The sequence below is a fragment of the Staphylococcus sp. 231237_7MaSpsaltlick genome, from assembly GCF_043107035.1.
The window spans coordinates 26,653-38,576 of sequence record NZ_JBICNX010000029.1 but is presented as its reverse complement, the minus strand read 5'-3'; the positions used below and the strand labels follow the sequence as shown (position 1 = coordinate 38,576).

The 11,924-nt window shown below is 30.0% G+C and carries 10 protein-coding genes; 7 read left to right on the top strand and 3 right to left on the bottom strand.

All coding sequences use genetic code 11. The features are described 5' to 3' along the window. From xdrA to yhaM, 6 genes are all read left to right on the top strand, one after another. A partial coding sequence (xdrA, locus tag ACF91D_RS26670) for an XRE family transcriptional regulator XdrA (protein ID WP_392438013.1) occupies window positions 1–464 on the top strand: 464 nt, incomplete at its 5' end. Window positions 465–735: 271 nt separating this feature from the next. Beyond that, on the top strand, window positions 736–1,866 hold the full coding sequence (locus ACF91D_RS26665) for a DUF445 domain-containing protein (RefSeq protein ID WP_107527843.1): 1,131 nt from the start codon (window positions 736–738) through the stop codon (window positions 1,864–1,866). 68 nt (window positions 1,867–1,934) lie between these two features. Beyond that, window positions 1,935–2,279 carry a YlbF/YmcA family competence regulator gene (locus ACF91D_RS26660; RefSeq protein WP_042740023.1) on the top strand — a complete coding sequence of 115 codons (345 nt, stop codon included), beginning with the start codon at window positions 1,935–1,937 and terminating at the stop codon, window positions 2,277–2,279. A gap of 311 nt (window positions 2,280–2,590) precedes the next feature. After that, on the top strand, window positions 2,591–3,775 hold the full coding sequence (locus tag ACF91D_RS26655) for a metallophosphoesterase family protein (protein WP_042740024.1): 1,185 nt from the start codon (window positions 2,591–2,593) through the stop codon (window positions 3,773–3,775). A gap of 1 nt (window position 3,776) precedes the next feature. Further along, window positions 3,777–6,710: an ATP-binding protein gene (locus ACF91D_RS26650; protein WP_119624563.1), complete on the top strand. Its 2,934-nt coding sequence runs from the start codon at window positions 3,777–3,779 to the stop codon at window positions 6,708–6,710. Beyond that, window positions 6,710–7,651: a 3'-5' exoribonuclease YhaM gene (gene yhaM, locus ACF91D_RS26645; RefSeq protein ID WP_107527789.1), complete on the top strand. Its 942-nt coding sequence runs from the start codon at window positions 6,710–6,712 to the stop codon at window positions 7,649–7,651. Before ACF91D_RS26650 ends, yhaM begins: the two co-directional genes overlap by 1 nt. A 113-nt stretch (window positions 7,652–7,764) precedes the next feature. Here the strand turns inward: yhaM and ACF91D_RS26640 are convergent, their stop codons facing one another. Further along, window positions 7,765–8,403, bottom strand: coding sequence for an FMN-dependent NADH-azoreductase (locus ACF91D_RS26640; protein ID WP_107527788.1), 639 nt, complete (start codon window positions 8,401–8,403; stop codon window positions 7,765–7,767). An 82-nt stretch (window positions 8,404–8,485) separates the two neighbouring features. Between ACF91D_RS26640 and ACF91D_RS26635 the strand changes: the two genes are divergently transcribed. Continuing rightward, window positions 8,486–9,427: a helix-turn-helix transcriptional regulator gene (locus tag ACF91D_RS26635; RefSeq protein ID WP_107527787.1), complete on the top strand. Its 942-nt coding sequence runs from the start codon at window positions 8,486–8,488 to the stop codon at window positions 9,425–9,427. Window positions 9,428–9,842: 415 nt separating this feature from the next. Here ACF91D_RS26635 and prsA read toward each other — a convergent pair whose 3' ends face one another. Then, window positions 9,843–10,835 carry a peptidylprolyl isomerase PrsA gene (gene prsA, locus ACF91D_RS26630; protein WP_042740029.1) on the bottom strand — a complete coding sequence of 331 codons (993 nt, stop codon included), beginning with the start codon at window positions 10,833–10,835 and terminating at the stop codon, window positions 9,843–9,845. A 325-nt stretch (window positions 10,836–11,160) separates the two neighbouring features. After that, on the bottom strand, window positions 11,161–11,721 hold the full coding sequence (locus ACF91D_RS26625; protein ID WP_042740030.1) for a DUF3267 domain-containing protein: 561 nt from the start codon (window positions 11,719–11,721) through the stop codon (window positions 11,161–11,163). Window positions 11,722–11,924: the final 203 nt, after the last annotated feature.

Genomic DNA, 11,924 nt, shown 5'->3' with positions numbered 1-11,924 from the left:
TGGATAGACAGACTTTTACAGATTTAATTCAAACAAAATTTAAAATGGTTCGTATCGAAGCGGGTTATACGCAAGATACTATGGCTCAGACTATAGGTCTTTCAAAGAAGACATTAGTTCAAATAGAAAAAGAGAGAGTATTACCTAACTGGACAACATGTGTGTCAATTTGTGCATTATTTAGAGATTCAGATGTACTAAATAGTACGTTTGGCTGTGATCCATTAGAAATGGTACAAACAATTTCTCGTAACCATTGTGCATATCCAAATCATTCAACTACAAGTGATATTTATTGGAATACTGTAGATACTCGAAATGGTTTTATTTTACAAAGTAACAAAGTTAGCGATATCTATCGTGTGCTTAATAAAGAAACGCAACCTATTTTTGGTACTTCAAAAATGAGAGAAGCGGAAACATATTTCGGTAGAATTTCTAAAGAAGAATTAATGCACGTATAAATGAATGCATTATAAAGTGATAGAAGAATCATTATTTATATGATTTAGTTTTAAAGAAAAGAAAGTGCTTAAATTATATTTGAATGATTTAGTCACTATATTATAAATTTGACCTAAACAGAGATTTAGGTCTTTTTTATTTTTATAAACAATTTAATAAACATAAAAAGGTGTTATGCTACACATTTAAGTATGGTATGTTATACAATGTGAAAATAGTTTTACGTATTAATAAGACTTATAAAGATAATATTTAAAGGAGTTTATGTAAATGCATGCATTTCTGATCATAATATTTATGATGGTTATAGGTGCGTTAATTGGTGGTGTAACAAATGTAATTGCAGTTCGAATGTTATTCCATCCTTTTAAAACATACTATATATTTAAAAAAAGAGTACCATTCACACCAGGTCTTATTCCTAAAAGACGTGGTGAAATTGCAGATAAAATAGGACAAGTTGTAGAGGAGCATTTACTTACAGAATCAGTATTTAAATCAAAATTAAATGCACCGTCTTCTAAAGAAGCGATAGAGGTATTATTACTACAACAAATAGCTAAATTAAAACAAGATTCTACAACTATACAATATTTTGCAAATAAGTTAGACGTTGATGTCACTGACTATACAAACGATAAATTACAACAGTTAGTTCATACTAATTTGGATAAATTTTATTTAGAACATAAAGACCAATCAGTGAATATGATTTTGCCTGAAGAAATTGAACAAGCAATTGATGAAAAAGTTGCGTTATTACCGGATTTATTATTTTCGAGGGCACGTGTTTATTTACAATCTGATAAAGGTGCAACAGATATTGCATCGATGTTGGATACATTTTTCCAAGAAAAGGGGAAAATCGTAGGGTTATTACAAATGTTTATGACGAAGGAAAGTATCGCTGAACGTATACAACAAGAATTAATTAGATTGACACAGCATCCGAAAGCGAAGTCAATTGCAACTCAAGTGATTGATAGTGAATATCAGACGATGAAAACCAAACACCTATCTGAATTAGTGACTGCCACTCAATTTGATTCGTTTAAGCAGTCTGCAAGTGATTTAGCAGTAAGCTATCTAGGTATAGATGACAAAGCGAAACAACCACTACATCAATTAATGCCAAACTTTATATCTTTCTTAGAAAATAAAGTAGCAAAGAAATTAACAGATGTAATTATAGAAAATGCATCAGAACATCTTTCACCAATAATGAAAAAGATCAATTTAAGACAATTGGTAGAGGAACAAATCAACACATTCGATTTAGACTATATTGAAAAATTAATTATTGATATCGCCAATAAAGAATTAAAATTAATCATGTTTCTTGGTTTTTTATTGGGTGGTATTATTGGTCTATTACAAGGCGTAATTGCTATCTTTGTATAACATAATAAATTATGTTATTGTAATAGCGATGTGGTTTTAACACATAAACACAAAAGGAGTGAAGCAGAATGGCAGTAAATTTATACGATCATGCTAATCAATTAGAACAAGCTTTAAGAGAAAGTGATGAATACAAAGCAATTCAAAACGCTTATACTAAAGTTAAAGAAAATCAAGAATCAAAAGACTTATTCGATGAGTTCCGTGAAACTCAATTAAGCTTCCAACAAAAACAAATGCAAGGTGAAGAAATCGGTGAAGAAGAGCTACAAAAAGCACAAGAACAAGCTCAAAAAATCGAAAATGACTCTAATATTTCTGAATTAATGGCTGCTGAGCAAAACATGAGCCAAGTATTCCAAGAAATCAACCAAATCATCGTTAAACCTTTAGACGAAATCTACGCTGACTAATACAATATTTTATCGTGGAAATGATTTGTGAAAGTTAACATAGGGTAATATTGCATAACTTTCAAGCTGTCGACAAAGTTTCAAACTTTGTCGACAGTTTTTTTTTTATTGAGTGATTTCATTAACAGTGAATGTTATATATTGTCATTACTTGTTTTATCGACTGATGCTTTACCATTGTGGTAAAATATATAGATACTAGGTGGTGACATGTGTGCTTTTTAATAAGCAAATTATTTTTGTTGAAATTAATTTTATGGCATAGCATACATAGCTACAAATACCTTTCTATAAAGGAGAACATAAATCATATGGTTAAATTTATTCATTGTGCTGATTTACATCTAGATAGCCCTTTTAAATCTAGAAGTTATTTGAGTCAGTCTATATTTGAAGATATGCAAAATAGTGCTTATGAAAGCTTTAAAAAAATTATAGATTTAGCATTGAATGAAGAAGTTGATTTTCTAATTATTTCTGGTGATTTATTTGATCAAGAGAATCGTACATTGCGAGCAGAAGTATTTTTAAAGGAACAATTTAATAGATTAGCAAAAGAGCAAATTTTTGTATATATATGTCATGGAAACCACGATCCATTATCTGCAAATATTGGTACTGAATGGCCAGAAAATGTATCAGTGTTTTCTGAAAATGTTGAAACATATCAAACTATTACTAAAAGTGGAGAAGAAATTTATTTACATGGTTTCAGTTACCAAAATGATGCCAGTTATGAAAATAAAATAGATGCTTATCCATCAAGTCAAGGTCAAAAAGGTATTCATATAGGTATCTTACATGGAACATACAGTAAGACAAATTCAAAAGATCGATATACGGAATTTAGATTAGAAGATTTAAATAGTAAGTTATATCATTATTGGGCACTCGGTCATATTCATGAAAGGCAAGCATTAAGTGACATGCCTCAAATTCATTATGCTGGTAATATTCAAGGTCGTCATTTTAAGGAACTTGGCGAGAAAGGCTGCTTACTAGTAGAAGGAGACAATTTAAAGCTCAACGTAACATTTGTACCTACTCAATTTATTCGTTTTGAAAAGGCAACAATAGAAACAGATAAAACCTCGAAGCAAGGTTTATTTGAAGTGATACAGGCCTTCAAGGAACAAGTAAGAAAGAATGGTAAATCAATTTATCAACTTACAGTAGAAATTACCACAGATCAATTTGTGTCTGAACAAGATTTAATTCAAGTTGAAGAAATGATTAGTGATTATGAGGAAAATGAACATAATTTTGTATTTATTGAAGACTTGACTATCCGCAACCAATTTGAAGATCAAAATACGTTAGTTAAAGAGTTTGCGCCAGAACTTATAGCAGACAATAGTGTTTTCGATCAAGCGATGAACGACTTATATTTAAACCCTAAAGCTTCTAAGTACCTTGAAAATTATAATGACTTTGATCGACGTCAGTTGATTGAACACGCTGAACAACTATTGAAGTCAGATATGAGGGGGGAATAAAATGAAAATCAAATCATTAGAAATTTATGGTTATGGTCGTTTTGTAGAGAGGAAAATTGATTTTGATGATCATTTTACGGAGATTTATGGTGAAAATGAAACTGGTAAGTCTACAATACAAGCCTTTATTCACTCAATACTATTCGGTTTCCCAACTAAAAAAGAAAATGAACCAAGATTAGAACCACGTATGGGTAATCAATATGGTGGAAAGTTAACCTTAATACAAGATGATGGCTCACAAGTAGAGGTTGAACGTATTAAAGGTAGTGCAGTAGGCGATGTAAAGGTTTATTTACCAAATGGTATGATTAAAGATGAGGCATGGCTGAAAAAAGAGTTGAATTATATCTCTAAACGTACATATCAAGGCATATTTTCTTTTGATGTACTGGGCTTACAAGATATTCATAAGAAAATGGATGAAACACAGCTTCAAAATTATTTATTACAAGCAGGCGCTTTAGGTTCGACAGAATTCACAAGTATGCGTGAACTAGTGAATGAGAAGAAGGAATTGTTGTATAAGAAAAATGGTCGTAACCCTATAATTAATCAACAAATTGAGCAATTGAGAGAATTAGAAACTCAAATTAGAGAAGAAGAAGCAAAGCTAACAAACTATAAACGTTATGTCGATGATAAAGATAAGTCAGAACGCCGTTTGAATCATTTGAAACAAAATTTAACCCAATTATCTAAAATGCACGATCAAAAACAAAAAGAATTAGCTTTACATGAACAAACTCAAGAATGGAAAGCATTGGAAGCGGATTTAAATATAGAACCAATCCAATTTCCAGAACAAGGTATTGATCGATATGAAGCTGCTAAACTTCAAACACAAAACTTAAAAAGAGATATTGGTTTACGTGAAGAACGCTTAGCGCATTTAACAGCAGAAAACGATAAAATCAACTTACCAAAGCAAAGTGATATTGATGCATTTAATCACATTCAGCAACAAGAAAATGAAATAAAGCAAAAGGAATATGAATTAAAATCCTTAGAAAAAGACATTTCAGATAAAGAACGCGAAAAAACAGGTTTAAAATCAAATATTGGTTGGCAAGATGTACATCATCATGTTGATAGTTCTGAAGCAATGAAGAGTCATATTAGTAATCAAATTAAGAATAAACAAGAACAAACGGCTATTATTCAACAGTTAGAACGCGATATTGAAGAAAATAAAATAGATAAAGATACTAATAATGCAGAGATGGATGCATTAGAAAAGGATATTGTTCCTGAAGAAAACTTTGAGAAAAAGAAACAATATAATAAACGTGTATTTGAATTACAAGAAAAAAATAATTTATATCAGAAAATGAAAGAAGCTTTTGATATTGAACAACGTGAAAATGAGAGAAAACAAAATCTATTCCGTATGAGTCTAATTATCTTAGCGGTTATAGGCATTGGATTAACTATATTTTCATTTGTATCAGCAAATATCATTTTCGGTGTTATATTTGCAATTTTATCTGTAATCTTTATAATTGGTATTTTTATGGTTAAATCAAAAGAAGTTGGACATAGTGAAACTTTTTCTAAAGAAATTGATGACTTACAACATAAAATTAAACATTTAGAAGATAATTATGATTTAGACTTTGACTTAGATGATCAATATAGAGTTAGAGAACAATTACAAAATGCAATTAAGACTAATGAGGCATTAGATAAAAAAGCAAGCTATTTAACTACGAATTTAGAACAAGCTCAACAACACTATCAAACTGCTGATAATAATATTAATAGTGTGAAAGCCGATTTATACCTTTCTGATAAAATGTCAGATGAATTAATCATAGATAGTATTGCAACAATGAATAAAGTAAAAGAACATGACACACACATTATTGAGTTATCAGAGCAGGCGCGTCAATTGAAAGAAGAAATTACGGCATTTTATAATCATGCCAAGGAAGTTACTAAAAATCAGTTTACTTATGTAAGTGATTTGTCATTATTTCACGATGTGAATCAGTGGTTGAAAGAAGAGACAAATAATGTTGATAAATGGAACCGCAATGATGAACAAATTAAATTATTACAAAGTGAACTTGGTCAATTACAAAAGCGTTTGACAGAAAATAATAATGTAATTAGTGAACTCTTTGGATTTGTAAATGTTCAAAATGAAGAGGACTACTATCAACACCATGTACAATATCAAACGTATCAACAACAAATGTCAAGATTTAATGATTTATCTAAATATCTTGAAAATCAAAATTATTCATATGATGTGAGTTCTAAATTGAGTGAGAAAACATTGGCTCAACTTCAAGAAGAGGATGAAACATTATCACGTCAAGTAGATGATTATAATGACCAATATTTAGAAATGCAGGCAGAAGTGAGTGACTTAAATGCTAAAATTACAGATATGGAGACCGATAAGACTTTAGCAGACTTACGTCATAAGTTCCACATTCTCAAAAATAAAGTTAATGATGAAGCCAAAGATTGGGCTAGCCTAAGTTACTTACAATCATTAGTAGAAGGCCACATTAAGCAAATAAAAGATAAACGTTTGCCACAAGTGATAAATGAAGCAACAGATATATTTAGTCATTTAACAAATGGTAATTATGTACAAGTAACTTATGCCAATGATGAATTAATGGTTAAACATTATAATGGACAAATGTATGAGCCTGTTGAATTGAGTCAGTCAACGAAAGAAATTTTATATATTGCATTAAGACTTAGTTTAATTAAGACGTTAAAACCATACTATCCATTCCCAATCATCATAGATGATGCATTTGTTCATTTTGATAAGCGCAGAAAGGAAATCATGATGAACTATTTAAGACAAATGCCGTCAAATTATCAAATGTTATACTTTACTTGTGTGAAAGATACAAGTGTGCCTTCAAAACAAATAATCACACTGAACAAATATGAGGAAGGCGGTAAATAATGAGAAATGTAGAGAAATTAAACCCAGGAGATGCTGTAGATCACTTTTTCTTAATTCACAAAGCGACACAGGGTGTTACTGCACAAGGGAAAGATTATATGACACTTTACTTGCAAGATAAAAGTGGCGATATAGAGGCGAAATTGTGGACAGTTACCAAGGATGATATGAAAATATTAGAACCAGAAAAAATTGTGCATGTACAAGGTGATGTCATTAATTATCGTGGTAGAAAGCAAATGAAGATCAATAAAATTCGTCTTGCAACACCTGAAGAAAACCTTAAACCACACGATTTTATTGATGGAGCACCATTATCGCCAGATGAAATACAAGATGAAATTGCTCACTTTATGTTAGAAATTGAAAATGCGAGTTTACAACGTATTACACGACATTTAATACGAAAGTATCAAGAGGCATTTTTCACATTTCCAGCTGCGAGTACGCATCATCATAATTTCTCTAGTGGTCTAAGCTATCACGTGTTAACAATGTTACGTGTGGCTAAGTCAATATGTGATATTTATCCGTTACTTAATCGTAGTTTGTTATACAGTTCGATTATCTTGCACGATTTAGGTAAAGTAAAAGAACTAAGTGGTCCAGTGGCTACTTCTTATACAGTAGAAGGGAATTTACTTGGGCATATTTCAATTGCGAGTGATGAAGTTGCAGAAGCAGCGAGAGAATTGAAAATTGATGGTGAAGAAGTTATGTTACTAAGACACATGATATTGGCCCACCATGGTAAAATGGAGTTCGGATCACCGAAATTACCACATTTAAAGGAAGCGGAAATATTATTCTTTATCGATAACATAGATGCTAAGATGAATATGTTTGAAAAAGCCTATAAAAAGACTGACAAAGGTCAATTTACTGAACGTATCTTTGGTTTAGAAGGGCGTCAATTTTATAATCCGAAGTCAATCGATTAATACAAAATCCCACTATAAACTGTGATTATTATAGTTTATAGTGGGATTTTTATGTGCTTAAAGAAGTTGTTGTAGAAGCGTTATAAGTCCTTTAAACAGCGATTGTTACTTTTTTATTTATAAAATGATGGCAATTTGTTAACCATTTCTCGTTGTGCATTTGTCATTACTTCATTATCGCTATAAATCGCTGTACCCTCTGCACGAACGATATCAAATGAATCAAATCCCATTATTTCTTCAAACATCGCTTTTAAATAGTCATATGAAAATTCAAGTTTGGTATAACGATCATTATTAGTATAGACGGATCCACTCGCTTGTAATAATAAGCCTTTATAATTATCTGTCATTAAGCCTACTGAACCATCAGAAGTATACTTGAATGTTTCTCGAGCAATTAAAATGTTATCCATATAGTCCTTCAATTTTGAAGGTATATTAAAATTGTGCATAGGCATCACAATTACAATACGGTGATGCTCTTTAAATTGAGTAATTAATTCGGTCCAAATATGAAACAGTTGAGATTCAATGGTATCAAGTTTTTGATGATTATTTTGCTTTTCCCAAATGTTTAATAATTGTTGATTATCTAACTTAGGAATTACAGTTTCATATATATTTAAAGTAGTTATTTCTGTATCAGGGAAGTGTGTTGCGATTTCGTGCTTGAATAATTTTTGTAATTTAGCAGAATACGTATTCATATTATAGTAATCTGGATGTGCATTAATTAATAGTGTTTTCATTGTAATAGCTCCTTATTCATTTGATATACTTAGTATATTATTTAAAGGTGTCAGAATATGAAACCATTGAAAGGAGTATTTTATGAAAAAATCAGAACGCTTAAATATGGAGCTCATTTTTTTAAAAGATAAATCAAGCTTTCATTTAAAGGATCTTATGGTCGAATTTAATATTTCGAAAAGTACAGCGATAAGAGATATAAAAGCTTTAGAAGAAATGGGATTAGCATTGTATGTTGAAAATGGTCGATTCGGTGGTTATAAAATAATTTCTGAAAATTTATTGACTCCAATTTACTTCAATAATAATGAGATGTTGGCAATATTTTATGCATTAAAATCAATGAGCGCATTAACTACAACGCCTTTTGAAAAAACGTATGTTCAACTTAGTGAAAAATTGTCCGCAACAATATCGCCAAATTTAAGGAATGAAATTACTGAAACGCTAAATTACATACATTTTCATACAGTTTCACCTGTGAAAAAAACAAAATATTTAGCTACGATATTAGAAGTTATCCAGAGTAATGATGTTGTAATGATACATTATTCCCAATATGAACCAATTATTTATGAGCGTATACAGATTTATGAATTATTTTATAGAAGTGGTGTATGGTTTTTTAGTGGCATGGACTTGATTCGTGGTCAGTGGGGCATATATCGCTGTGATTATGTAGATATGCTTGAAAAAGTAGAAGATAATTTAGCTAAATATACACGCTCACAATTGTCTGATTTAGAAATTGACTATGAACAGAACTATCACGATATAAACTTTAAATGTGAATTAACAGCCTTTGGAGTGGAATTATTTTTAAAAAAGTCCTATCCTAATATGTCATTAGAATATATTGAGGACAAACCATTTATTGTTGGTGGATATAATGAAGGTGAACTACAGTACATGATTGATTATTTAATATCACTTGGTGAAAATGTTAAAATTCTATACCCTGAATCATTAAAAATAAAGTATATGACGAAGTTGAAGGCGATATTGAATCAATATCAAAAATGATGATTTGTAGCTAGCTAATAATAATAGATGTGTAGAGCATGGTTGAAGGTACGTGAACTTTAAAAGGATAGTATGCTAATCTGTATACAGCTTAATTATATATTTTACATATCTGATTTATGTTAGATATCGCTATGTACTGATCTATAAATTGTTCAATTTTGTTGTATAGTATCAGACTAGGGCAGTGTGACGAAAAATAACTGTTCAGAAAAACAAAACGTCAATTTCTATTAGTAAGAGATAGAAATTGACGTTTATTTTGTAGTTAGAAGTAATTAAGTCACTGACTACATTAATGATTTGATTTGTATTATATATATCATACGTATATATTTATTAAGTTGTCTTAGTGTCTACTATGTGTAGCATAAGTGTCTTTCCTAATGAACCAATGATTTCTTGATATACTACGTTATTGTCCAGTTGACATGCTAGAACCACTTTGTTGCATAGCTTGTTGTTGCTGCTGCTGTTGTTGCTGTTGTTTAATCTTATCTGGATCTAAGATTGAATCTTCAATAGCTTTTTTAATATCTCTGTCTTTGTAGTCAACTTTATATTCATCAAGTAATTCTTTGTAAGCATCTGTTAGTAATTTAGGATTCTTTTGCACTTTTTGTTGGATTAATTGTGATTTAAGTTTTGATTTTTGTTTATCAAAGTCTGATTCTTTATCTGCTTTGATGATATGGTAACCGTAATCTGTTTTAACGACTTTAGATACGTCGCCTTCTTTCAATTTAAATAATGCTTTTTCAAATGTGCTATCCATTTGACCTTTGATTACGTAACCTAAGCTACCATCTTTTTTCGCAGATGATGTATCTTTTGATTCTTTCTTAGCAATTTCTCCGAATTTATCAGGATTTTTAGCAACTTCTTTTTGAATTTCTTCAGCTTTTGCTTTTGCTTTTTTATCTGAAAGGCCTTCTTTATCATCTTTGTTTTCTTTAACTTTGATTAAGATGTGTGAAGCTTTTTTAGTATTCTCTTTAATATCTTTGTCAGAAATATCTACTTTGTCATTTAACAATGCCTTTTGATAAGCTTGTAATTTTTTCTGTTCTTTGTAGTCATCAAGCGTCATTTTTTGTTGTTTTAACATGCTTTCAAATTGGTCTTTACCGCCATATTGCTTCTGTTCTTTTTCAACTTCTTTATCAATATCTTTAGTATCAACTTTATCTTTGTATTTATCTGCCAATAATTTGTTTAACAAGATAGAGAATGAACTATTTGCGATTTGTTCGTCGCCTAATTTATTCATTACATCTTCGACTTTAACGTCGCCAGCTTTTGAAGAAATAATTGTATCATCTTTAGAATCTGTAGCACTATTACCACAAGCACTTAATAATAAGGCACTTGCCGTAATTGGAAGTAAAACTTTTTTAAATGATTTCATAGTTGGAAACTCCTTTTGTAATAATAACAACGTAAATATAACATATTATTGATGATACACCAATTAGAAACCCCGTTAATAAGACTATAGTACTAGGAGGAATTGCAATTTTGGAAGTAATTTAAATAAATGTACTAAAGTTAGTTAGAAGATATAGTATAGCGATTATTTGTTAGTGTTTGCGTAATATTAATAAATATTAAATTGAGCAATGATATTGAGCAATGTATTAATGACAATTAAAAAACAAAAAAGCAACTTCTATATCCATGTAATAGAAGTTGCTTTGTAATTATGTTAACAGATAATTTGTTACATAAAATTGTTATTGTAAATTTTGATTCATTTCTACTTTATTTAAAATATTTATACCTGTTTGGTGCTCTTCGATAAATTTTCCTTCATTAGAAAAAAGAATTATTTTTAAATAAAGAAAATCCATCACTGAGTATCCCATATTTAAAGCGATGATAAACATGAGGTAATGCCCATATTGTGGAAATAAAGCACTAATATATGCACAAATCGGTGTGATGACTAACACAGGTGTGATTAAATCAAAACAAAAATAATACTTATTCACAGGAGTGTTTACATAGGTATTATAAAATGGGACATACTTACCTCTAATTAATTTGTATTTTCGAAAGGATTTATAATACGGAAATAAAAAGGCTAAGTGAATGGCCTTATGAATTGGATATAAAAAAACGACGAAAATTAAAAATATTATAAAATATCGATCCGTTAACTTTGTATCTGAAAAGAAATACAAAATTTCATAAGCAATTAAAAAAGTAATAATCGTTGTAACGATACTTAGAAATGCAATTCTAGGTAGTCCGAAACGTGCATTTATATCAATTTGACGAGAGCATAAATACATTTAAACACCATACTCCTTTTGATTATTAGAACAGTTAATATACTTTCGTATTATCTAACTTAAAGTCTCAAACGTCAAGCTATAATTTCCTACAAATTACTAGCGAAAGGGTATTAATGTGTTCATAGAAAATTAGTGTTTAAAATTGAAATAAAAAAACTTACTCCATAGAGAATAGGAGTAAGTTGGATTTGATTTATAAT

What these genes read in the sequence shown, in the direction of transcription:
- ACF91D_RS26655 (WP_042740024.1), top strand. Translation starts at nt 2,591, where the DNA reads ATGGTTAAATTTATTCATTGTGCTGATTTACATCTAGATAGCCCTTTT.
- ACF91D_RS26650 (WP_119624563.1), top strand. Translation starts at nt 3,777, where the DNA reads ATGAAAATCAAATCATTAGAAATTTATGGTTATGGTCGTTTTGTAGAG.
- ACF91D_RS26625 (WP_042740030.1), bottom strand. Translation starts at nt 11,721, where the DNA reads ATGTATTTATGCTCTCGTCAAATTGATATAAATGCACGTTTCGGACTA.
- ACF91D_RS26640 (WP_107527788.1), bottom strand. Translation starts at nt 8,403, where the DNA reads ATGAAAACACTATTAATTAATGCACATCCAGATTACTATAATATGAAT.
- yhaM (WP_107527789.1), top strand. Translation starts at nt 6,710, where the DNA reads ATGAGAAATGTAGAGAAATTAAACCCAGGAGATGCTGTAGATCACTTT.
- ACF91D_RS26635 (WP_107527787.1), top strand. Translation starts at nt 8,486, where the DNA reads ATGAAAAAATCAGAACGCTTAAATATGGAGCTCATTTTTTTAAAAGAT.
- ACF91D_RS26665 (WP_107527843.1), top strand. Translation starts at nt 736, where the DNA reads ATGCATGCATTTCTGATCATAATATTTATGATGGTTATAGGTGCGTTA.
- ACF91D_RS26660 (WP_042740023.1), top strand. Translation starts at nt 1,935, where the DNA reads ATGGCAGTAAATTTATACGATCATGCTAATCAATTAGAACAAGCTTTA.
- prsA (WP_042740029.1), bottom strand. Translation starts at nt 10,835, where the DNA reads ATGAAATCATTTAAAAAAGTTTTACTTCCAATTACGGCAAGTGCCTTA.